General features: G+C 71.8%; 20 protein-coding genes and 1 pseudogene. 9 read left to right on the top strand and 12 right to left on the bottom strand.

Going from position 1 to position 22,836, the window contains the following annotated elements; translation table 11 throughout:
- Positions 1 to 976, bottom strand: a 976-nt coding sequence (locus GTY56_RS22050; RefSeq protein ID WP_202510572.1) for a cytochrome c oxidase subunit I, incomplete at its 3' end; no start/stop codon positions are given.
- 361 nt (positions 977 to 1,337) lie between these two features.
- Here GTY56_RS22050 and GTY56_RS22055 point away from each other — a divergent pair.
- On the top strand, positions 1,338 to 2,432 hold the full coding sequence (locus GTY56_RS22055) for a carboxylate-amine ligase (RefSeq protein WP_161367067.1): 1,095 nt from the start codon (positions 1,338 to 1,340) through the stop codon (positions 2,430 to 2,432).
- Positions 2,433 to 2,490: 58 nt separating this feature from the next.
- Positions 2,491 to 3,765, top strand: coding sequence for a PP2C family protein-serine/threonine phosphatase (locus GTY56_RS22060; protein WP_161367068.1), 1,275 nt, complete (start codon positions 2,491 to 2,493; stop codon positions 3,763 to 3,765).
- A gap of 6 nt (positions 3,766 to 3,771) precedes the next feature.
- On the opposite strand, the pseudogene GTY56_RS22065 reads toward GTY56_RS22060, so the two are convergent.
- Positions 3,772 to 5,002, bottom strand: a pseudogene (locus GTY56_RS22065) (acyl-CoA dehydrogenase family protein).
- 260 nt (positions 5,003 to 5,262) lie between these two features.
- Between GTY56_RS22065 and GTY56_RS22070 the strand changes: the two are divergent.
- The gene (locus tag GTY56_RS22070) at positions 5,263 to 6,363 is read left to right on the top strand and encodes a winged helix DNA-binding domain-containing protein (RefSeq protein ID WP_161367069.1); all 1,101 of its coding nucleotides are present in this window, start codon (positions 5,263 to 5,265) and stop codon (positions 6,361 to 6,363) included.
- A gap of 113 nt (positions 6,364 to 6,476) precedes the next feature.
- Positions 6,477 to 7,058 (top strand): Rv1733c family protein, encoded by a 582-nt coding sequence (locus GTY56_RS22075; protein ID WP_202510573.1) that lies wholly within the window; start codon positions 6,477 to 6,479, stop codon positions 7,056 to 7,058.
- A gap of 58 nt (positions 7,059 to 7,116) precedes the next feature.
- On the opposite strand, the gene GTY56_RS22080 is transcribed toward GTY56_RS22075, so the two are convergent.
- From GTY56_RS22080 to GTY56_RS22120, 9 genes are all read right to left on the bottom strand, one after another.
- Positions 7,117 to 8,349, bottom strand: coding sequence for a cation:proton antiporter (locus GTY56_RS22080; protein WP_161367071.1), 1,233 nt, complete (start codon positions 8,347 to 8,349; stop codon positions 7,117 to 7,119).
- Between the two features lie 6 nt (positions 8,350 to 8,355).
- A complete protein-coding gene (locus tag GTY56_RS22085; RefSeq protein ID WP_161367072.1) occupies positions 8,356 to 8,844 on the bottom strand; it encodes a cation:proton antiporter regulatory subunit in 489 nt (162 codons plus the stop codon).
- A 128-nt stretch (positions 8,845 to 8,972) separates the two neighbouring features.
- The gene (locus tag GTY56_RS22090; protein ID WP_161367073.1) at positions 8,973 to 9,428 is read right to left on the bottom strand and encodes a hypothetical protein; all 456 of its coding nucleotides are present in this window, start codon (positions 9,426 to 9,428) and stop codon (positions 8,973 to 8,975) included.
- A gap of 168 nt (positions 9,429 to 9,596) precedes the next feature.
- The gene (locus GTY56_RS22095; protein WP_161367074.1) at positions 9,597 to 11,261 is read right to left on the bottom strand and encodes a purine-cytosine permease family protein; all 1,665 of its coding nucleotides are present in this window, start codon (positions 11,259 to 11,261) and stop codon (positions 9,597 to 9,599) included.
- A 136-nt stretch (positions 11,262 to 11,397) separates the two neighbouring features.
- Positions 11,398 to 12,660 carry a putative hexosyltransferase gene (locus tag GTY56_RS22100; protein ID WP_161367075.1) on the bottom strand — a complete coding sequence of 421 codons (1,263 nt, stop codon included), beginning with the start codon at positions 12,658 to 12,660 and terminating at the stop codon, positions 11,398 to 11,400.
- A complete protein-coding gene (locus GTY56_RS22105) occupies positions 12,657 to 13,931 on the bottom strand; it encodes a bifunctional glycosyltransferase family 2/GtrA family protein (protein ID WP_161367076.1) in 1,275 nt (424 codons plus the stop codon). Before GTY56_RS22105 ends, GTY56_RS22100 begins: the two co-directional genes overlap by 4 nt.
- Positions 13,932 to 14,068: 137 nt before the next feature.
- Positions 14,069 to 14,596, bottom strand: coding sequence for a cellulase (locus GTY56_RS22110; protein WP_161367077.1), 528 nt, complete (start codon positions 14,594 to 14,596; stop codon positions 14,069 to 14,071).
- An 11-nt stretch (positions 14,597 to 14,607) separates the two neighbouring features.
- Complete coding sequence (locus tag GTY56_RS22115; protein WP_161367078.1) at positions 14,608 to 15,114, bottom strand: SigE family RNA polymerase sigma factor; 507 nt, start codon at positions 15,112 to 15,114, stop codon at positions 14,608 to 14,610.
- A 171-nt stretch (positions 15,115 to 15,285) separates the two neighbouring features.
- Positions 15,286 to 15,645: a DUF6479 family protein gene (locus tag GTY56_RS22120; RefSeq protein WP_107460169.1), complete on the bottom strand. Its 360-nt coding sequence runs from the start codon at positions 15,643 to 15,645 to the stop codon at positions 15,286 to 15,288.
- A 129-nt stretch (positions 15,646 to 15,774) separates the two neighbouring features.
- Between GTY56_RS22120 and GTY56_RS22125 the strand changes: the two genes are divergently transcribed.
- A complete protein-coding gene (locus tag GTY56_RS22125) occupies positions 15,775 to 16,149 on the top strand; it encodes a four-helix bundle copper-binding protein (protein WP_161367079.1) in 375 nt (124 codons plus the stop codon).
- Positions 16,150 to 16,245: 96 nt separating this feature from the next.
- Positions 16,246 to 17,424 (top strand): acyl-CoA dehydrogenase family protein, encoded by a 1,179-nt coding sequence (locus tag GTY56_RS22130; RefSeq protein ID WP_161367080.1) that lies wholly within the window; start codon positions 16,246 to 16,248, stop codon positions 17,422 to 17,424.
- Positions 17,425 to 17,761: 337 nt separating this feature from the next.
- Here the strand turns inward: GTY56_RS22130 and GTY56_RS22135 are convergent, their stop codons facing one another.
- Positions 17,762 to 19,540, bottom strand: coding sequence for a PucR family transcriptional regulator (locus tag GTY56_RS22135; protein ID WP_161367081.1), 1,779 nt, complete (start codon positions 19,538 to 19,540; stop codon positions 17,762 to 17,764).
- A gap of 218 nt (positions 19,541 to 19,758) precedes the next feature.
- Between GTY56_RS22135 and GTY56_RS22140 the strand changes: the two genes are divergently transcribed.
- From GTY56_RS22140 to GTY56_RS22150, 3 genes are read left to right on the top strand one after another with little or no spacing between them, the layout of a single operon-like run.
- The gene (locus tag GTY56_RS22140; protein WP_161367082.1) at positions 19,759 to 20,247 is read left to right on the top strand and encodes a general stress protein; all 489 of its coding nucleotides are present in this window, start codon (positions 19,759 to 19,761) and stop codon (positions 20,245 to 20,247) included.
- A 51-nt stretch (positions 20,248 to 20,298) separates the two neighbouring features.
- Entirely contained in the window at positions 20,299 to 22,209 is a 1,911-nt protein-coding gene (gene dnaK, locus GTY56_RS22145) for a molecular chaperone DnaK (protein WP_161367083.1), read from the top strand.
- Positions 22,210 to 22,218: 9 nt separating this feature from the next.
- Entirely contained in the window at positions 22,219 to 22,836 is a 618-nt protein-coding gene (locus GTY56_RS22150; RefSeq protein ID WP_161367084.1) for a nucleotide exchange factor GrpE, read from the top strand.

Consider the following 22,836-nt stretch of genomic DNA (forward strand, 5'->3'; position numbering starts at 1 on the left):
ACGTCATGAAGGAGAAGAACGGCAGCAGCACCGCGCCGGTGGCGAACATGTGGTGCGCCCACACCGTCACCGACAGCCCGGCGATGGAGACGGTGGCGCCGACCAGGCCGGTGTAGCCGAAGATCGGCTTGCGGGCGAAGACGGGGATGATCTCCGTGATCACTCCGAAGAACGGCAGCGCCAGGATGTACACCTCGGGGTGGCCGAAGAACCAGAACAGGTGCTGCCACAGGACCGCGCCCCCGTTCTCGGCGTTGAACACCTGGGCACCGAAGCGCCGGTCCGCCTCCAGCACGAGCAGCGCTGCGGCCAGCACCGGGAAGGCCAGCAGCACCAGCACCGAGGTGAGCAGCACGTTCCAGGTGAAGATCGGCATCCGGAACATGGTCATGCCCGGGGCGCGCATACAGATGATGGTGGTGATGAAGTTGACCGAGCCGAGGATGGTGCCGAAGCCGGACAGCGCCAGCCCCATGATCCACAGGTCGCCGCCGACCTGAGGGGTGCGCTCCCCGCCGCTGAGCGGGGTGTAGGCGGTCCAGCCGAAGTCGGCGGAGCCCTGCGGGGTGAGGAAGCTGCCGAGCACGATCAGTCCGCCGAAGAGGAACAGCCAGTAGGAGAGCATGTTCAGCCGCGGGAAGGCCACGTCGGGTGAGCCGATCTGCAACGGCATGACCGCGTTGGCGAAGCCGGCGAAGGTGGGCGTCGCGAACAGCAGCAGCATGATCGTGCCGTGCATGGTGAACGCCTGGTTGTACTGCTCGCTGGAGACGATTTGCAGCCCCGGCCGGGCCAGCTCGGCCCGGATGAGCATCGCCAGTGCCCCGGCGATCAGGAAGAACCCGAACGACGTGATCAGATACAGGTGCCCGATCTTCTTGTGATCGGTGGTCGTCAGCCAGGAGACGACCACCTTCCCTCGGCCGCGGCGCTCCACCGCGGGTACGGGCGCAACCGGTTCAGTGTGTGTCGCCATCAGTTCCTCGATCGGCAGCAACGGTGCACGGACGGTCTTCCGCCCGGAGGAACCTATTCCGTCCGGTTCATGACTTCTGTCCAGCCCTGAGATCCTCTGGGCCGATTGGCGGAGTGATCCATTCGACCGGGCGGCGGTGGCCTCGATGCCGCTTGCGCACGGTCGCGGCGACCGCGACGAGGCGAGGAGTCCACGTTCCACGGGTTAAGCGGTTTCTCTTCCTGTGTCACGTTTTGTTCCAGCGGGAGTGCGGCACTCGGTAGTCCACGGGCGGGCCGCCGGAAGGGGGTCACCGCTGCGTGCGGTGCGCCTTCCGCGCGCCGGGATCCGGCCCGGCCGCCGGGCGGAACAGAGGGTGTCGATGACGACGATCGGCGTGGAAGAGGAGTACCTGCTGCTCGACCCGGTCACGGGCCTGCCGGTACCTCAGGCGGACAAGGTGCGCGCCGCGGCGGGCGTGGGGCATCTCGTGTCCGACCAGGAGGTGCAGTACGAGCTGCTCCAGGCGCAGGTCGAGGTGGCCACGCCGGTCTGCGACACCCTGGAGGAGGTCGGCGGCCACCTCCTGCGGCTGCGGCACGCCGTCGGCGTGGCCGCGGAGGAGCACGGCTGCCGGATCGGGGTCTGCGGGACACCACCGGTGCGGCACGGCCGCCCCATCGCCGTCACCGACCAGGCCCGCTACCGGGCCATGGTCACCCAGGCGCCGCAACTGGTGGCGGAGCAACTGGTCAACGGCACGCACGTGCACGTCGCCGTCCCGGACCGGGAGGCGGGCGTGCAGGTCCTGAACCGGATCCGCTTCCGGCTGCCGACGCTGACGGCCATGGCCGCGAACTCCCCCCTCTGGGACGGCCACGACACCGGGTTCGCGAGCTGGCGCACGGTGATCTTCAGCCGGTGGCCGGTCAGCGGCATGCCCCCGCACTTCGAGGACGCCGCGGACTACGACCGGCGCGTGGCACGGCTTCAGGAGGCCGGCCTGATCTCCGACACGGGCCAGCTCTACTGGCAGGCCCGGCTCTCGGCCACCTACCCCACCATCGAGGTGCGGTGCGCGGACGTCCAGCTGCGGGCGGACGAGGCGGTCATGCTCGCCGCGATCATCCGGGCCCTCGTGGAGACCTCACTGGCGGAAGCGGCCGCCGGCACACCCCTGCCCGACTGCGCGCCCGAACTGCTGCAGGCCGCCATGTGGCACGCCGCCCGCCACGGCCTCGGCGACACCCTGATCGACCCCGACGGCACACCGCACCGCGCCGGCGACGTGCTCTACGAGTTCCTGCGGCACGTCGCCCCCGCCCTCGACGCCTCGGGCGACAGCCGCCAGGTCACCTCCCTGATCCACCGGCTGCTCCAGGACGGGACCGGCGCGGACCGGCAGCGCGCCGCCCTCGCCCACGGCGGTCTGCGTGCGGTCACCGAACTGATCAGCGCGCAGAGCACGATGCCGTGACACCGCGGCACGGCCCTCGTTCCGCCGCCGCGAGCGTGGCGATCGGAGGTGAACGCTGATGGAGCGCAGCGGCGAGGGCGGCCGGCGGATGCTCGCCGACCTGCTGGACGCCAGCCACCTCATGCCGATCGAGTCCCTTCCCGCCAAAGCGGCCGAGTGCGCCCGCGCGGCCTCCTTCCACGAGGTGCTGATCTACGTGGCGGATCTGCAGCGCACCACCCTGCGCCTGGTCCCCGGGGACCAGGCGGCGGCCCAGGGGCACGAACCGGAGCTGCCCATCGAGGGGACGGTCGCCGGGCGGGCCTACCAGTACGGCGACGTCCTGCCGGCCGCGCCACCCGGCGGCGGCGTCTTCGAGTGGTGGGTGCCGCTGCTGGACGGGACGGAGCGCCTCGGGCTGCTACGGGTGAGCAGCGAGCACAACGACGCCGGAGCCCGCGCGGACATGGAGGCACTGGCGGGACTCGTCTCACTGATCCTCGTCAGCAAGCGGGGCACCAGCGACGCGCTGGCCAGGCTGGTGCGAGCCCGGCCGATGAGCGTGGCGGCGGAGATGCAGTGGAACCTCCTGCCTCCGCGCACGTACGCCGACGGACGGGTGGCCATCTCCGCGTCCCTGGAGCCGGCCTACGACATCAGCGGTGACGTCTTCGAATACGCCGTCGACGGACCCCTGGTCCATCTGACGATCTTCGACGCGATGGGGCACGACACGGCCGCGGGGCTGTCCGGAGCGCTCGCCCTGGGCGCCTGCCGCAGTGCCCGCCGGCAGGGCGCCGGTCTCGTCGACAAGGCCGACGCGGTGGAAGCCGCCCTCCTCGAACAGTACGATCACCGGCGTTACGTCACAGGAGTCCTGGCCACGCTCGACACGCGCACCGGCGTCCTGCGGTGGGTCAACCGCGGCCACCACCCGCCGATCGTCATCCGCGACAACCGCTGGACCAGCCATCTCACCTGCCCGCCGGCCCACCCGATGGGCACCGATCTCGGGCTGCGCAGCATCGTGTGCGAGGAGCACCTCCAGCCCGGCGACCGGATCGTCCTCTACACCGACGGCATCACCGAGGCGCGGTGTTCCGGGGGCCGCGAGTTCGGCCTGGCCCGCTTCACCGACTTCCTCATCCGCCACCACGCCGACGGCCTGCCCGTCCCCGAGACGCTGCGCCGCCTCATCCAGGCCGTCCTGGAGTACCACGACGGCCGGCTCCAGGACGACGCCACCGTCCTGCTGTGCGAGTGGATCGGCCCGCACCTGGAGCCGGCCGACATCGCGGCCGGCCTGACCGGCCTGGCGTCGAACGGCCCGGCGAGGCGACGGGGAAAGGACTGAGCGCGGTCAGACGGGCAGGACGAACGGAGGGTGCGCACCGTTTGAGGAAGTAGTCCCCGACGTCCCGCAGCCGCTGCCCGACGGGCTCGTACAGGGTGTGGGTCCGGGCGTTGCGCCAGAACCGGTCGAACCCCAGCCGTGCCGCGGCGGAGCGGGCGCCGATGATGTCGAGGGCTCGGGCGGTGGACTCCTGGGCGGCCCGGGACGCGGCGGCTTCGGCCATGGCCACGAGGACGGAGATCTCCGCGTACTCCTCGTAGGTGAGGTCCTCGCCGTGGGCCAGTCCCTCCAGGACGGCCCGGCGGCCCTGGTCGGCCAGGGCGGACGCCGAGCGGGTGAGCACGGTGAGTTCCCCGTACGCCGTCAGCACCTGCGGATCCTGCGGGGAGCCGACCGGCCAGTCCGGATGCCGGTGCGAGAGGCCGGTCCTGCTGTACTCACGGGCCTCGGCGAGCACGCCCTCCGCCATGCCGAGCCGGAGCTGTACGGACAGCAGACGGCCGACCGGTGACATCAGGGCCGTCAGGGGCGACAGCACGTCCTCGTCCGCGGAGAGGGATCCCAGTACGTCGTCGGCGGTGACCGGCACGGCCGTGAACTCCGCGCCGCCGCCCGCCGCCAGCCGCTGTCCGAAGGGGTCGGCGTCACCGTCGACCACCACGCCCGCGAGGGCGGGATCGACCACGAGCGCGAGCGGTTCGCCCGTGTCGGCCCGCACCGCCCGTACGGCGAGTCGGTCGGCGACCAGGACACCGGCGGCATAGCTCTGCCGGCCGTCGAGGACGTACCCCCGCGGGTCCTTGACGAGCGTCAGCGCCGGTTCCTGGCGGGCGAGGCCACCGCCCCAGCACCACTGCTCCGCCGTGGACCGCTGCTCCAGCCGGGCGGCGGGGGCCGCTCCGGCGAGGAACCCGGCGCTCCAGGACGTGAAGTAGTGACAGCCGAGCAACTGGCCGATGGCGCCGTCGGCCGCCGCGACCTCCCGGACCACGGCGTAGGCCTCGGTCCAGTCGGCGCCGCCGCCCCCGGTTTCCGCCGGGACGAGAAGCGTCAGCAGCCCCGACTCGCGCAGCCGCGACACCTCGTCGAAGGGAGGCTTGCCCGCCTGGTCCCTGGCCACCGCGTCGGTGGCGAGGTCCTCCGCCGTCTCGCGGGCCACGCGCAGCCAGTGCGCACGGCCGGGCCCGGCCTGGTCCGACTCCGCGGCCGGGCCGGACGGCGCCGGGGCGATGCCCATCGCGGGGTCTCCTCAAGTCCGTCCGCGCAGTGGGGCGTTGAGCCTCACCGGCGGGAAAGTCGTGCGGGCCATGCGCATCATCCTGCGCAGGAGTGCAAGGGGCCGTCAATGCTTTCCTAGTAATGCGATAGGAAAGACAGGGGAGGGGTCGCACGGGATGCGGTCACGAACCGACCGCATCCCGTGCGACGGTGAGCGGGCACGCCGCCCGGGCACCTGGACCACGGGTCGGCACACGACGCAGAGGCCGAGGTGCACCGATGACCGTTCTCGACGCCCGGGCGCTCAACCGCGCCACCCTCGCCCGGCAGTTGCTCCTCGACCGCGCCGACCTGCCGGTCCTGGACGCGGTCGCGCACCTGTGCGGCCTCCAGGCGCAGGAGCCGCAGGAGCCGTTCCCCGGCCTCTGGTCGCGGCTGCGGGCGTTCGACCCGGCGGAACTGTCGGACCTGCTGACCGCGCGGCGTGTCGTGCGCACCCACCTCATGCGCCGCACCGTCCATCTCGTCACCTCCGACGACGTCCTGGCCTGGCGCGCCCGCCACGACGGCATGCTGCGCCAGCGGGTCCTCGGGGTCTACCGCCGCGAGCTCGACGGGGTCGATCCCGGCGAACTCGCCGCGGCAGGACGGAAGGTCCTGGCGGACGGCGAACCCCTCTCCATGCCCGAACTCGCGCGCGCCGTCGCCGACCGCTGGCCCGCGGCCGGGCCCCGGCCGCTGGGCGAGATGCTGGTCGCCGCCCTCCTCCCGACGGTCCAGCTGCCGCCGCGCGGACTGTGGCGCACGAAAGCCGGAGTGCGCTACGCGCTGATCTCCTCCTGGCTGGGGCGCGAGGTCGACCCGCCCGCGACGGACGGCTCCGACCCGGTCGGCCAGGCGCTGGTACGGCGCTATCTGACGGCCTTCGGGCCCGCCGCCTCGGCCGACCTGCGGGCCTGGTGCGGCCTGGCCGGACTGCCCGCCGCGGTCTCCGCCCTGCGCGGGGAACTGGTCGCCTTCCGCGACGAACGCGGCCGCGAACTCCTCGACCTCCCCGACGCGCCCCGCCCCGACCCCGGCACGCCGGCGCCCGTGCGGTTCCTGCCGGCGTTCGACAACGCGATCCTCGGCTACCACGACCGCAGCCGGATCATCGACGACGCGCACCGGCACCTGTCCGTCGCCGGCGAGCGCGTCGTACTGGTCGACGGCAGGGTCGCCGCGACCTGGACCGTCGAGGCGGACACGGTGGTGGTGAACCCGCTGCGCCGCCTCTCCCGGGCCGACCGCGCCACCGTCGCCGAGGAGGGCGGCGCGATGGCCTCCTTCCTCTCCGGCCACCAGAGCGACCGGGTGCGGGTCGCGGAGTCTCCCGGCTGAACCACGTCCTCGCCCCCTCGGGATGAGCCGCCCGGCACTGATCGGCGAGCGAAGGCGGCAGTCAGGCGCACACTGGAAGGGTGCTGCCGGTGCTCACGAGGGGGTGTCGGCCCATGAGATCGTCAGAGCGGGTGACCGTGCGGTGGTGGCGGTGGCGACGCAACACGCTCAAACGGCGCGTCGATGTCGTCGAGGCCTGGGTCGTGCTCGCCGGCTGGGTGCTCGCCCTGCTGGGCGGTCTGGCCACCGGGCTGATCGCTGCCGACACGGTCGAGCGCGCCGCAGAACGGCAGCGTGCCGAGAGCCACCAGGTCACGGCGGTGGTCGTCGAGGACGCGCCCGGTCCGTCTCCGGCCCGCACGGCGAGCGACCACCGGGTGTGGGGCAAGGTGCGGTGGACCGCGCCCGACGGCTCCACGCACCGGGAGACGGCCCGGGTGGCGCCCAGGGCCCCCGCCGGGAGCACCATCTCCGTGTGGGTGAACCGGAGCGGTGACATCACGAGCCGGCCGGTGTCCGGAGGCGAGGTGTGGCTCCACACCGCGATGGGCGGCGCGCTCGCAGGAGCCTTCGCGGGCGGGGCGGTCCTGGGAGCCGTCTGGCTGACCCGTCTGGCCCTCGACCGGCGGCGCCTGGCCCAGTGGGACGCGGAGTGGGAGCGGATCGACACGCGCAGGGGCTGGAAGACGGGCTGAACGCGGCGGCCCCCGGGCTTCTCGCTCACTCCGGCGGCCCGCCGAGGGCGGCGGCCGCTCAGGTGCGGCCGACCGTGTCCTGGTCGTCGAGTGCCTCGTGCGCACCCGGGGGGACCGGCGCGCCGCGCCGGCGGGAGCGACCGGTCAGGCGGGTGGCCAGCGGTTCCGTCCAGCGGGCGGTCAGCGGGCCGAGCAGGACCAGGATGAGGACGTACGCCGTGGCCAGGGGGCCGAGGGAGGGCTCGATGCCGGACGTGACGGCCAGCCCGGCGATGACGATCGAGAACTCACCGCGGGCGACGAGCGTGCCGCCGGCGCGCCAGCGGCCCCTCGGCCCGATGCCGGCGCGGCGCGCGGCCCAGTAGCCCGTGGCGATCTTCGTGGCGGTGGTCACGGCGGCCAGGGCGAGGGCGGGCAGCAGCACCGGAGGAATGCTGGCCGGGTCGGTGTGCAGGCCGAAGAAGACGAAGAAGACCGCGGCGAACAGGTCCCGCAGCGGCGCGAGCAGACTCGTCGCGCCCTCGGCGACCTCACCCGACAGCGCGATGCCCACCAAGAAGGCGCCCACCGCCGCCGACACCTGCAACTGCTGGGCGACCCCGGCGACCACGAGCGTCACTCCGAGGACGACCAGCAGCAGCTTCTCGGGGTCGTCGCTGGAGACGAAGCGCGAGACGAGACGGCCGAAACGCACCGCGAGGACCAGCACCAGGGCCAGCACGCCCACGGCAATGGCAAGCGTGACGCCGCCCGCGGCCAGGCCCACCCCGGCCAGCAGGGTCGTGACGATGGGCAGGTACACCGCCATCGAGAGGTCCTCCAGGACGAGGATGCTCAAGATGGCCGGGGTCTCCCGGTTGCCCAGCCGCCCCAGGTCTCCGAGGATCTTGGCGATGACGCCCGAGGAGGAGACCCAGGTGACGCCGGCCAGGACGACGGCGGCGACCGGGCCCCAGCCGAGCAGCAGGGCCAGGACCGCGCCCGGCAGGGCATTGAGGACGGCGTCGATGAGCCCGGCGGGGTAATGGGTCCTCAGGTGGGAGACGAGGTCGGTGGCCGTGTACTCCAGGCCCAGCATGAGCAGCAGCAGGATGACGCCGATCTCCGCGCCGACGGCGACGAAGTCCTCGCTGGCGCCCAGTGGCAGCAGCCCGCCCTCACCGAAGGCGAGGCCGGCCAGCAGATAGAGGGGGATCGGCGAGAAGCGGAAGCGCCCGGCGAAGCGGCCGAGCAGCCCGAGACCGAGGATGAGACAGCCGAACTCGATCAGGAAGATGGCGGAGGATTGCATGGCGGGTCACTCCCGCCCGAGTATCGTGGCGGCCGCCTCCACGCCCTCGCGGGTCCCGATGACGATGAGGATGTCGCCACCGGCCAGCCGGAAGTGCGGAGTCGGGGAGGGGATCGCCTCCGCCCGGCGCAGCACCGCCACCACGGACGCACCGGTGTCGGTCCGGAGCCGGGGCTCGCCCAGCAGCCGCCCGTTCCAGTGCGAGGAGCCGGGCAGCTCGATCCGTTCGGCGACGAGCCCCAGGTCGGTGGTGGACAGCAGGTTCGGCGTGTGGTGCTCGGGCATCAGGGCGTCGATGAGCGTGGCCGCCTCTTCCGACGTCAGGCGCACCGAGAGGTCGCACGCGTCCGGGTCGTCCTCGCGGTAGGCGCTGACCGTCCGGTGCCCGTCGCGGTGCGCGACCACCGACAGGCGCCGGCCGTGGTCCCGTGTCGTCAGGTCGTAGCGGACCCCTATGCCCGGCAACGGGATGCTGCTGAGGCGTGGCGCGCTCATCTCCGTCCCCCTTCGGTCGGTGCCTGCGCGTTCCTGCCTGTGAGGGGCCGCGCCCGGACGGGCGCCCAGATCCGGCCTGTGTGGCTCATCCTAGGTGGCGGGGCGCGTCCGTACCCCCCTTGCCTGGGCTATCGGGACGGCTGCGGGAAGGGGGATGCCGGCGGGACGGGTGTGGCCGTGGGCAGCCGGGCGGTCGCCCCCTCGACCTGCCGCACCGTGTCCTCGGCGGGCCGGTGACCCGTGCCCGCGCCGGTGGACAGCTGGGACCAGGCCCCCAGGGCCAGGGCGACGGCGGCCGCGGTGGCGACGACCCGTCCCACGCGCCGCACCTTGGCGCGGCGGTCCAGGTCCTGCCACGCCACGCGCACCCACAACTCCTCCGGCTGCCACAGGTCGCCGACGGCGTGCGGGGGTTGCAGCCGCTGCCCCGCCGCCCGTTCCTCGGCGGAGGGCTCCCGGGGAGCGGAGACACGTATGGCGGACTCGCTGTCCGTGAGGAATTTCAGCCACACGTCGTCGGGCGCCGGGGGGATACCGGGCGGCTCGTGGGGAGTTCCCCGCCCGTCATGCTCATCGGTGGTCACGTCCCGTCATCCCCTCTCCGACCGTCGGCCCGCTCACTGCGCAGCGCAAGATCAGTATGCCGCCCGGCCCCCGGAGCCGCCGCCCCGTCCGGCCCCGCCCAGCGCGTCCGAGACCGAGTTGGAACGTGCCGTACGGCGGGAGCGCCCGGGCGCGCCCCCGCCCATGGGTCAGGCCGGGGCCGGCAGGACGTGGTCCCCGACCTTGTCGGTGCTCAGGCACAGTGAGCAGACGACCGCGTCGTGCGTCCGGCACGCGGCGACGTCCGGCCGCTCGAACTGCTGCCGGCACACGTGGCAGGTGTAGGCGACGGCGCTGGGGTTGCCGTCCTCGTCCAGGAGAGGCTCGGCGATGCCGTCGTCGGTGCGGCGCAGGTAGTACCTGCCCTTGGTGACCACGGCCATCAGCGGCGTGAGGACGAAGGCGATGACGGCCGCGGCGACGGGGGAGTACGGCTGGAGCGTGTCGCCGAGGGCGTGGAAGTACATCGCGATGGACAGCCCCGAGGCGGCGACGAAGGAGACGACCCCGACCGGGTTGACGGCGTAGAGCATGCCGCGGCGGAACTCCGGGGCGTGCGGGGACAGCTTCAGCACGTACTTGTTGATGCCGATGTCGGTGGCCACGGTGACGACCCAGGCGATCGCGCAGTTCGAGTAGAAGCCCAGGATGCTGTTGAGGAAGCTGAACATGTCCGCCTCCATCAGCGCGAGCGCGAAGCCCAGGTTGACCAGGACGAAGACCATCCGGCCCGGGTAGCGCCTGGTGACCCGGGTGAAGGAGTTGGTCCAGGCGAGGGAGCCGGAGTAGGCGTTGGTGACATTGATCTTGATCTGGCTGATCACGACCAGGGCCACGGCCAGCGGGAGGACGATCCAGGACGGCATCATCGCGTCGAACGCGTGCTTGAACTGCTGGATCGGCTCGGGCGCGGCGGTCGCACCCACCTCGGCGATGATGTACACCGCGAGGAACACGCCGATGGCCTGCTTCAGCGCACCCAGCACCACCCAGCCCGGACCGGCCATCACCACGGCCGTCCACCAAGCGCGCTTGTTGGCCTCGGTCTTGGGCGGCATGAAGCGCAGGTAGTCGATCTGCTCGCCGATCTGCGCGATCAGCGACAGGCACACGCCCGCGCCCAGCAGCACCGAGGCGGTGTTGACGCCGCCGTCCCCGTCGGTGCCCGCGTAGGCGAGGAAGCGGTCCACGGTGCCCGGGTCGGTGGCGACCAGGTGGACCAGCGGGCCGACCATCAGCAGCAGCCAGATCGGGGTCGTCCACACCTGGAGCTTGCTCAGCGCCGTCATGCCGTAGATCACCAGGGGGATCACCATCAGGGTGGAGACCAGGTAGCCCAGCCAGAGCGGCAGCCCGAGGCCCAGCTTCAGGCCCTGGGCCATGATCGAGCCTTCGAGAGCGAAGAAGATGAAGGTGAAACTGGCGAAGATGACGCTGGTGAGAACCGAGCCGAAGTAGCCGAACCCGGAGCCGCGGGTGATCAGGTCCAGGTCGATGTTGTAGCGGGCCCCGTAGTAGGCGAGCGGGAAGCCCGTCACGAAGATGACGACGCCGGCGACGGCGATCGCGAGCAGCGCGTTGCCGGTGCCGTGGGCGAGGCCGATGCCGGCCCCGATGGAGAAGTCGGCCATGTAGGCGATGCCGCCGAGCGCGGTCGTCGCCACCACCATCGGGGTCCAGCGCCGGTAACTGCGCGGCGCGAAGCGGAGGGTGTAGTCCTCGAGGGTTTCCTTGACGGCCTGGTCCGTGTTCCGCGCCGCCTCCTGCGCGGGGTCCGGACCGGTGACTTCTGCCAGTCGTGGCTCGGCACTCATGCCACGCCTCCTTGCTGCGGGTCGGGGACGACAGGGCAGGCACGGTAGGCAGCGGTCGTTACCCCTAAATACTTCCTGCGTGAAGGGAACGTTTCGGAGGCATCTCACCGGTCCGCAGGGGCCGTTGCCGGGTCGTCTACGGCACTCCGAGCACGAACAGCACGTACCCCGCGTACGACCCGGAGGCCAGCGCGGCCGCGCCGAGGACCGTGGCCAGGGACGGCCGCCCGAGCCGGCTCATCGCGAGCGCGAGCGGGACGAACAGCGGGAAGAGCGGAAGCAGATAGCGCGAGACGTTGCCGAAGTACTGCTGGGTCGTCATCACCATGAGGTAGGACAGGACCGTGTAGACCACGAGCACGGCGGGCGGCCGCAGCCGCAGCAGCAGCACGGTCAGCACCGGCACCATCAGCACCACGCAGACGCCGATGACGTCCTCGAAGGGCATCGCGAACAGGTAGTCGAAGTGACCGACCGGAAGGGACGTCAGCACGTTGAACGTGTGGACGCCCCAGTCGAACTTGTGGGCCCAGGCGCCCTCCTGCAGCTTGGAGTAGCCGTTGATGTCGCCCATGCGGTAGTTGACCCAGGCAAGGTAGCCGAACAGGCCCAACGGCGCGACAGCCACGGCGGCGAGCGGACGCCGCACCCCGTCCTCACGGCGACGCAAGGACAGCGCCACGGCCACGGCCAGGGCGGCGACGAGCGCGACGGCGGTGGGCCGGCAGAGCCCCGCCGCGCAGGTCTGCCAGCCGGCGGTGAGCCAGCGGCGGGACATGACGGCGTGACAGGCCCACGCGGCCAGGGCCGTGTAGAGGGACTCCGAGTAGCCCGACCACTCCGTGCCCGAGCCGGGCCACACCGCCCACAACCCGGCCGCGACCAGACCGGCCCGGTGGCCGCCCAGCCGCTTCGCCACGGCGTAGACGCCGAGGGCAGCTACGAACGAGGCGATGACGGAGACCGTCAGGCCGGCGCCGTACAGGCCCAGTCCGGTGCACTCCGAGACCAGTCGCATCAGGGCCGGGTACAGCGGGAAGAACGCCGCCGAGTTGCCCTTCAGGGTGATCAGGCCCTTCGCACCCGGGACCGGCTCCAGCGCGGGGTCGTACCCGTGCGCGGCGATCTGCTGGTACCACCACCCGTCCCAGCTGGCCAGCACGTCCCAGGCGTGTTCGCCGCCGCCGAAGCGCGGGTTCTTCTTCCGGAAGTCGCCCGCGGAGTCCAGGAGATACATGAAGACGGCGAAGCCGGCCAGCTTCAGCACACCGTACGTCAGCAGCACAGGCCCGTAGCGGACGGCGGCGGCACGTATCCTCGGCCGCAACTCCCTTTCCCCGTCGGGAATTTCGGGACCTTCGGCGGTGGAGGGCGGGCGGCGCAGCTGCATGGTGCTCATGGCGAGACGGGTCCTGTCGTACGGCGGGCCGGGAACACCCAGGCCCGGAAGAGGAGGAAGCGCAGCAGCGTCGCGGCCAGATTGGCGGCGATCAGCGTCACCAGCTCGACGCGACGACCGGCCGCGGGCGCGGCGTGGTGGAGGACGGCGAGTGAACCACTGGTCAGGGCCAGCCCGACCGCGAAGGCGGCCAGGCCCTTGAGCTGGTGCCGGAGCGCGCCGTCACGGCCCCGCACCCCGAACGTGAGCCGCCGGTTGGCCGCCGTGTTGGCGATCGCGCTGGCGAGCAGGGCGAGCGCATTGGCGGCCTGCGCTCCCGTCGCCGGTCTCAGCAGGGTGTACAGCAGCAGGTAGCACAAGGTGCTGGCGGCGCCGACCGCGGCGAAGCGCACCACCTGCCGGGCCAGGCCCGCGGGCAGCTCCCCGTCGAGGTCGCCGCCGCTGCGGCGCAGCGCGGCGAGCGGCAAGCGGCCGCCGGCCAGGGCCCGGCCGAGTCGGGCCATGCCCCGCAGGTCGGCCAGTGCCGTGGAGAGGATGTGGACCCGGCTGTCGGGGTCGTCCACCCAGTCCACCGGCACCTCGTGGATGCGCAGCCCCGCCCGCTCGGCGATCACCAGCAACTCGGTGTCGAAGAACCACTCGCGGTCCTCCACCAGCGGCAGCAACCGCTCGGCGACGTCCCGCCGCACCGCCTTGAACCCGCACTGCGCGTCGGAGAACCCCACGGCGAGCGTGGAGCGCAGCAGCCCGTTGTAGCAGCGGGAGATGATCTCCCGTTTCGGTCCGCGCACCACCTGCGAGCCCCGGGCCAACCGGGTGCCGATGGCGATGTCCGAGTGGCCCGAGATCAGCGGCGCGACCAGCGGCAGCAGCGCGGCCAGGTCGGTGGACAGATCCACGTCCAGGTAGGCGAGCACCGGGGCGCGGGAGCGTGACCACGCGGTGTGCAGCGCCCGGCCCCGCCCCTTCTCGGTGAGCCGGAACCAGTCCGTGCCGGGCAGCTCCGCGGCCAGCCGTGCGGCGATCCGCGGGGTGGCGTCGGTGCTGGCGTTGTCGGCGATGGTGATGCGGAAGGCGTAGGGGAAGGTCTCGCCGAGGTGCGCGTGCAGCCGCCGGACGCAGGATTCCAGGTCGGTCTCCTCGTTGTGCACGGGGACGACCACGTCGAGGACGGGTTCCGGGTGGTGCGCGGGCAGGGGTGCCCGCCGGGGCAACGCGGACGGCTCGGGTGCCGGGCGGTCGATCAGGGCCGACCGCCGTACGGTTCGCATGGCTGTTTCACGGTCCTCTTCTGGCGCGGGGCAGGCCCGGGCGCCGGTTCCGGGCATGCCGAAGGCGCCCGTGGCGGGTGGTGCGGTGACGGAGGTTCGGGGCGCAGGCGCCCCGACGGGGAGGGCCGCTCAGGCGGCTACTCGGGGTAGACCGATGCGGAGGCTTCCCCGGAGTCCAGCGGGGACGGAGGGGCCGTCGTCGGTGTGGGGGAGGGCGGCGGCGCTGCGGGCGGCGTCGTGCCGGACCGGCTCTGGGAGGCCGTGTCCGTCGGCGTGGGGTCCGGGGCCGGATCGCTCGACCGCCCGGACGGTGTGACGCCGCCGGTCATGGTCGCGGACAGGGTGGACTCGGGCTGCTCGGTGGGCGACGTGCTCGGCGCCGGTGGTGCGGTCGTCGGTGTGCTGTCCGGCGAGGTCGTCGGGCTCGTCGTCGGCTGCGGCCGGTGATCGGCGGGCTGGGCGCGGGGGAGCATGCCGGGCAGCAGGGCCAGCCCGACACTGAGCCCGGCCACGGCCACGGCGGAGCCGCCCGCCTTCCACAGCAGTCTCGACCGGCGGCGGGACCGGATCCCCGCGTGCAGCCGCTGCCGGTGCTCGGGCTCGTAAGGGGTGTGCTGCCGGGTGTCGCGCATCAGCCGCGACAGGTCCCGCTCGAAGTCGTCCATCGGTTCTCCCTTCACCCCACGGGCCTGACGGCGTCGGACAGGATCTGGCGGAGCCGCGCGACTCCGCGTGACGCATGGGACCGGGCGGTGCCCACCGGGCAGCCCAGGGCCTGGGCGACCTGGGACTCGGGCAGGTCCTCGTAGTAGCGCAGGACCACCGCGGCCCGCTGCTTCGGCGACAGCAGGGCCAGCGCCGCCTCCAGCCGCGAACGCTCCGCGACGGCGGACGACATGTCGCCCGGATCGGCCCGGTCCGGCAGTTGCTCCACCGGGCGCTCCCCCCACCAGCGCCGCCGCGCCGAGCGAGCCGCCAGCCGCACCAGCACGGTGCGGACGTACGCCTCCGGAGCCTGCTCGGCGACCTTCGGCCAGGCGAACCACAACTTGACCAAGGACTCCTGGACCAGATCCTCGGCACGTTGCCGGTCACCCCCCGTGAGCAGACGCGCGACATGGAGCAGCGCCGACCAACGGGCAGCCGCGAACTCGTCGAAGCCGTCTGCCCGAACCTGCTCCATCCTCACCGTCCTGCGTCTCAGTGGCCCCCTACACCTCTCGAAAGACGCTGGACCCCACCCCACGCTGCACCCTAAACCTGTGATCCACCTCACTACGCCCGAGGCAGGGCATGGAGAAGGGCCCGTGCACAGGCACGGGCCCTTCTGCGAAGTGCGGAGCGAGTCGGCGGTTCAGCGGGCTCCCGGGCCGCCGCTGCCGAAGCCGCCGCTGCTGCCCTCGTTCCAGCGCGGGCGCGTCTGCGAGGCGCTGGTCCGGTCGCTCTGGTTGCCGTGTGTCTTCAGCTCGTGCGGCGTCAGACGCTCCTCGCTTCTCGGCATCTCGTCGGGCTCGCGGCGCTCCAGCGTCTCGCGGACCGGACCGCCCTCGGGGACCCTGGGCTGCTCGTCGGGCCGCGGCGGGCGCCGGCGCTTGTGCCGCAGGCCCAGGATGAAGGCGCCCAGCAGCAGGGCCACGACCACCAGACCCGTCACGACGAACCCGAAGCCGGGGGCGTCGCCGCCCGCGGCCATCTCCATCCATGCGCTATTCATGGCACGCGGGTACCCCCGGCCCGCACCGTGAACCCGGTCCCCTCGTCCGGCGAAGGGAGGGCCGGCCCGGGACGGTTCTGCGCTGCGAACAACGGTTTGACCGGTGTCGAGCCGGGCTACCCGCGCGGTGTGACTTCGACAACATCCCAGCAGGAGCTGTTCCGGTTCCTGGAGGACCGTTTCGCATGTGCGCAGGCGTGCACCGAGTGCGCGCGGGCGTGCGCGCTGCGCGCAAGCCTCGTGGATCCCGACGGCACCGAGAACCAGGAACTCGTACGACGCAAGGGCATCATGTGCGCGGAGGTCTGTGATGCGACCTGCCGTGTGCTGTCCGAGCAGAACCAGGTGGACGAGAGCACGATCCGGGTCCAGGTGGAGTGGTGCCGGACCATGTGCCTGGAAGCCGCCCACGTCTTCGACCGGCAACCAGGAGCGGAGGACTCGGCGGCGGCATGCCGTGCGTGCGCGCGTGCGTGCACGGACTTCCTCGCCACGCTGAACTGACCGACCTCATTCCCTCTGACCGACGCCATTCCCTATTTCTGGAACACGTTCTACGGTGTGCGCCGACAGGACCGGCCTTGGGAGCCTGGAGGCGCCGTGCACCTCGAATACACGCCCGAGCAGCAGCGGCTGCGCACCGAACTGCGCGCCTACTTCGCCGAACTGGTCCCGGACCACCTGTACGCCCGGCACGGCGACCCGGCCGCACAGAAGCGGTTCTACCGCCGGACCATCCGGCGGCTCGGCGCGGACGGCTGGCTGGGTGTGGGCTGGCCGAAGGAGTACGGCGGGCGCGGCCTGACGGCCATGGAGCAGTTCATCTTCTTCGACGAGGCCGCGCAGGCCGGCGTCCCGCTGCCGCTCATGGCACTGAACACCGTCGGTCCGACGATCATGCGGTACGGCACCGACGAGCAGAAGGCGTACTTCCTGCCGAAGATCCTCTCCGGCGAGATCGACTTCGCCATCGGCTACAGCGAACCGGGCGCGGGCACCGACCTCGCGTCCCTGCGCACCCGGGCGGTACGGGACGGCGACGAGTACGTCGTCAACGGCCAGAAGATCTGGACGACCAACGGCGACACGGCGGACTGGGTGTGGCTGGCCGTGCGAACCGATCCCGACGCCCCGCCGCACAAGGGCATCACCATGCTCCTGGTGCCGACCACCGACCCCGGCTACTCCTGCACCCTGATCAACACCCTCGCCTCGCACGACACCACCGCCAGCTACTACGAGAACGTCCGCGTCCCCGTCTCCCGACGGGTCGGCGCCGAGAACCAGGGCTGGCGGCTGATCACCAACCAGCTCAACCACGAGCGCGTGACCCTGGCCGCGCACGGCACCATGGCGATCCGGGCCCTGCACGATGTGCAGCGCTGGGCGATGGAGACCAAGCTCGCCGACGGCCGCCGCGTCGCCGACCTGCCCTGGGTGCGCCGCCTCCTGGCCCGCACCCACACCCGGCTGGACGCACTGAAACTGCTCAACCGGCAGATGGTCGGCGCGGTCCAGGCCGGCACCCTCACCCCGCAGGACGCCTCGGCCGTCAAGGTCTACGGCTCCGAGGCCCGACGCGACGCCTACGCCTGGCTGATGGAGATCGTCGCGGCCCCCGGCGCCCTGAAGGAGGGCTCGGCCGGCGCGGTCCTGCACGGCGAACTCGAACGCGGCTACCGCTCGGCGGTCATCTTCACCTTCGGCGGCGGCAACAACGAGATCCAGCGGGAGATCATCTCGTGGGTCGGGCTGGGGATGCCGAGGGTTCGGCGCTGACGGTCTTGTGACGAGGATTTTTGGTCGGCACAAGAGAGGGATAGATGGCACCAAGATCACGGGTGTTGTCAGAGATGCCGACGCATCTCCTCGATGCATGTGGCTCGGACCGCGTTCGATCGGTCGCGGGGAACGGGATTCCGAGGTTCATGCCGCTGTCGCTGGTGATGTGGCCGCTGCCGGACGAGGTTTCGAGTTACACGGCGCGGAGGAACCGCTCGGAGCAGGACACTCGCGGTGTGCGGCAGGCCATCGTCTGACGAGCCATGTCGGCGGACCGCATCCTGCTCCCCGTGGGACGGGGACAGCGGAGCCGGCCCCCCTGTGGGTGGGCGCCTCAACCGGGTCCGCCCAGCATGATCTTCCACACCCGGGTCGCGACCTGCAGGTTGAGGCGGTCCTCCACGTTCGTGAGGTCATGGCCGCTGATCTCGCGAATGCGCTGGAGCCGGTAGCGAAGCGTGCTGCGGTGGATCGTGAGGGACTCGGCGGTCTCGGCGTAGTTGCCGCCGCAGTCGAAGTACCGGGACAGAGTCTCCACGAGCGCCGCACGGTGGAGGCCGTCGTAGTCGATGAGCTGTCCGAGCCATTCCCGGACGAACCCCTCCAGCTCCTGGTAGTCGTTCCCAGGTCCCAGGATGCGGTAGAGGCCCAGATCGTCGAAGAACGTCGTGCCGTATCGGCTTCGGGACCGGCGGCGTACCTCCAGGGCACGCAGTGCCTCTTGGTAGCGGCCGGGGATACCGTCCGGGGTGTCGCAGCGGGCGCTCACCCCGATCGTCCCGTCATTTGTTCCGGTCTCCCGGGCGAGCGCCTCGTACAAGGCGTGTTCGTGGGGCCTGCCCTCGGCGACCAGGACCACGTGGTCGGAACGCCGGGTCACCAATGACGGCATGCCCACGGCCGACGCCGCCCGGCCCACGGTCCGCGCGAATGCGTCGTCGGAGACCTGGCTCTTCCACTGCACGACGACCACGTACTGGATGCGGTGCAGGTCGTGCCCGAACGCCTCTGACCGGGCGTAGGCGCTCGTCTCGTCCGTGCCCCCCAGAAGATCGTCGACCAGTTCGCGGTGCAGTCGCAGCTCCACCTCCGCCAGCTGGCGCAGATGCGACATTTCCAGGGCGAGTGAGGTGGCGGCGTGCTCCAAGGCGAACAGGGTGTACTCGTCGGCGTCGTCCAGGGGATCGACCAGGGCCAGCACTCCGAGGACCTCACCGCGTGGGCGTAGCACGGAGATGAGCCGGTCCTTGATGCGCACGGGTCCGCCCCTTCGGGCGACCTCCTGGAGCATCTCCTCATGGCGTGCGGGGTCCGGTTCCGGATACGGGTCGGGCCGACCGGGGCTGGTCCAGGACCGCAGTCGGCCGAAGCGGTCCTCCACCAGCACCGGAAAGCCGGTGAGCTCATGCACTGCGCTGGTGATGGCCGCCTCGCTGCCTCCCGAGGCCGTGACCTCGGCGAGGGCCTCGTGCACGGCCCGCTGATATCCCGTCTCGACCACGAGGGAGATCAACCGCCGCTGGAGGGTGGCCCGCTCCCGTCGCAGTCGGTGCAGCTCCAGTGCGTCTTCCTGCCGGCGGCGGTGCGCGACGGCGACCGACAGGGCTGCGGCGGTGAGGCGTACCAGGACGGCGAGCAGGAAGTGCTGGGCTTGGGTGGGCCGGGAGCGAGACGTCACCACGAGGTAGCCGTGCAGTCCACCGGGTCCGTGCAGGGCCAGGGCTCGGCCCCGTGACCGGCCGGGAACTGCGACGGGGCCGTCCTGCCCCGTCAGCTCTCGCACCGTCCGGTCGACGGCTGACGCAGGGTCCGGCCTGCCCTGCGGGCTGGAGACCAGCCGGCCGTGCACCCTGAGGTATCCGGCCTCGGCTCTGTACGGGCCGACGGCCGACAGGTGGTCCATGGCCAGGCGCAGGATCTCGCCTTCGTTCCGGGTGCCGAACAGGGCGCGGGAGACCGCCAGCAGCTCGTGGGGAGGGTCGGCCGGGCTGGGAAGGTGCGGGCGGGACCCTCTCCACGAGACCGTCGGGTGCCGCCCGGGACGGCCCCGTGGAAGGCTGCCTTCCTGGACGGGACGGCCTCGGCGCATGTTCCGGCCCAAGCGGCCGACCATGGGATCACTCCCTTTCCCGAGCCCTCAGAGAGGTGGGCGGCCTTCGCGTACCCCGCTGCGACCGGCTCACCCCGGGTCTTCGGAGTTTTCGCCTCGTGCTCGCGGGGGGACGGGCTCCGTCGTTCTTTGACCTGCCGGGCGCAGGCGTAGAGCTCCTCGGTTCGCGAGCCTGGGGTGTGCCGTGGGCGGCCGTGCCCGTCGGCAGGAAGGACTGGGCAATGACCGAGCAGCCTCGCAGGCCCGTCGCCGCGTACGAGACGTACCAGGAGGCCGAACGCGCCGTCGACCACCTCTCGGACCAGGGGTTTCCCGTGGAGAGGGTGGCCATCATCGGCCAGGACGTCCGCCTCGTCGAGCAGGTCGTCGGCCGTATGGACTACGGCAGGGCCGCCCTGCACGGTGCGGCGAGCGGGGCCCTTCCCGGTGCGCTGATCGGCTGGCTCTTCGGCTTGGTGGACTGGGTAGACCCGCTCGTCTCCGCCCTGCTCGTCGCCCTCTACGGCCTGATTTTCGGGGCGATCGTGGGCGCGCTGTTCGGTGTGCTGCTGTACGCCCTGCAGGGCGGCCGCCGGGACTTCGCCTCGGTCCGTTCGATGCAGCCCAGCCGGTACGACGTCGTCGTGGACGAAGCGGTGGCCGATGAGGCCGTACGGCTGCTCGGAGGGCTGCAGACCACCGGCGTCGGCGGACGTCCCGCCCATACATGAACGATCGGACCGCAGCTGCGGCGCATGCCGCCGCACCGGGAGGAGTTCCTCATGGCCAAGGCAGTGGGCATCGACCTGGGCACCACGAACTCGGTGATCGCCGTGTGGGAGGGCGGCGAGGCTTCCGTCGTGCCCAACAGCGAGGGCAACCGTACGACACCGTCCGTGGTGGCCTTCACCGACACCGGGGAACGGCTGGTGGGCCAGCTCGCCCGGCGCCAGGCGATCCTCAATCCCAAGGGCACCATCTACTCGGCCAAGCGGTTCATCGGCCGGCACTTCGACGAGATCTCGGACGAGGCCAGGGCGGTGGCGTACGACGTCGTCGAGGGTCCGGGCGGCGTCGCCCGCTTCGAGGTGCGCGACAAGCTCTACGCGCCTGAGGAGATCAGCGCTCAGGTGCTGCGCAAACTCGCCGACGACGCGTCCAAGCAGCTCGGGGAGCGGGTCACGGAGGCGGTCATCACCGTGCCCGCCTACTTCAACGACGCCCAGCGCACCGCCACCAAGGACGCCGGGCGGATCGCGGGACTGGAGGTGCTGCGGATCATCAACGAGCCGACCGCGGCCGCCCTCGCGTACGGCATGGACAAGAAGCAGCACGAGACGGTGCTGGTCTTCGACCTCGGCGGCGGCACGTTCGATGTGAGCATCCTCGACGTGGGCGACGGCGTGGTGGAGGTGCGTTCCACGGCGGGCGACAGCCACCTGGGCGGTGACGACTTCGACCGGCGTCTGGTGGATTATCTCGCGGACGACTTCCAGAAGGAGAACGGCATCGATCTGCGCAAGGACCCGCAGGCACTGCAGCGCCTGTTCGAGGCGGCGGAGAAGGCCAAGACCGAGCTCAGTTCGGTGACGCAGACGCAGGTCAGCCTGCCGTTCATCACCGCCGACGCCGCGGGCCCCAAGCACCTCACCGACTCCGTCATGCGGTCCACGTTCGAGCAGATCACCAGCGACCTGGTGGAGCGGTGCCTGGAACCGGTCCAGCAGGCCATGGCCGATGCCAAGGTCGGCGAGAGCGACATCGACGAGGTGATCCTCGTCGGGGGTTCCACCCGCATTCCCGCCGTCCAGGCGCTGGTGCGCCGGCTGACCGGTGGCAAGGAACCCAACATGAGCGTCAACCCCGACGAGGTCGTGGCCCTGGGTGCCGCGATCCAGGCCGGGGTGCTCAAGGGCGAGGTCAAGGACGTCCTGCTGCTCGATGTCACGCCCCTGTCACTGGGTGTCGAGACCCGCGGCGGCGTGATGACGAAGATCATCGAGCGGAACACCACCATCCCGGTGCGCCGCACCGAGACCTTCTCCACCGCCGAGGACAACCAGCCCGCCGTCGACATCGTCGTCCTCCAGGGCGAGCGCGAACGGGCCGCCGACAACCGGGTGCTCGGCCGCTTCCAGCTGACCGACATCCGCCCGGCGCCGCGCGGCGAACCGCAGATCGAGGTCACTTTCGACGTCGACGCCAACGGCATTCTCAACGTCAGGGCCCGAGACCAGGACACCGGCAAGGAACAGGGCATCACCATCACCGAGAGCTCCAATCTCGACCGCGGCGAGGTCGAACGCATGGTCCAGGAGGCCGAGCGCAACCAGGGCCTGGACCAGGCCCTGCGCGAGGCCGTCGACGCCCGCAACGAGCTCGACGCCGTCGCGTACCAGGTCGACAAGCGCCTCGCCGAGCTGGGCGACGCCGCACCCGCGCACGAGAAGGCACGCGCCGAGATGCTGGTGTCGGATGCCCGGGCGGCGGTCAAGGAGGAGGCAGGCGTGGAGCGGGTGCGGCCCCTGACCTCCGAACTCCAGCAGGTGCTGTCGGGGCTGGCGGCACATCAGGGCGGCGCCACCACGGGCGGTCCCGACCAGGACACCACCGGGGGCGGCCCGACCGGCGGCGGCCCGAGCGGCGGTGGCGGTGACGACGACGTCATCGATGCCGAGTTCGACAAGGACTGAGGAACCGCCATGCCGATCCACCCCAGGGAATCCGACCCGGCCGTGCCGGACCCGGCCGACCCGGCTCCGGAGGGCGCCGTACGCCCTCCCCGAGGGGATCTTCCGCGCTCGGGCCCGCCGGCCGGGACGGGGCCTGACACGGACGAGGAACCCGGCCCCGACGCGGCCGGCGGCCCCACCCCGTCCGAGGACCAGCACACGGCCGAGCTCAAGGAACTGGAGGACCGCTGGCGGCGCGCGCTCGCCGACCTCGACAACCTCCGCAAGCGCCATGCCAGGGAACTGGAGCGGGAGCGGACGTCCGAGCGGTCCCGCACGGCCGCCGCCTTCCTGCCCGTCCTGGACAACCTCGAACTCGCCCTGACTCATGCCGGACCCGATCCCGGTGCGATCGTGGAGGGCGTCCGGGCGGTCCGCGACCAGGGGGTGAGCGTCCTCGAACTGCTCGGCTACCCTCGGCACGCGGAGACCGGCGTCGCCTTCGACCCGGCCCTGCATGAGGTGGTCGGCGTGGTCCAGGACCCCGACGCCCCACCGGGCACGGTCGTCGAGGTGCTCCGCCCGGGCTATGGGGACGGCGAACGCCAGCTCAGGCCCGCCGCTGTGACGGTCGCGAAGCGGGAGTGA

Source organism: Streptomyces sp. SID5643, assembly GCF_009872555.1.
Lineage (GTDB): Bacteria > Actinomycetota > Actinomycetes > Streptomycetales > Streptomycetaceae > Streptomyces > Streptomyces iakyrus.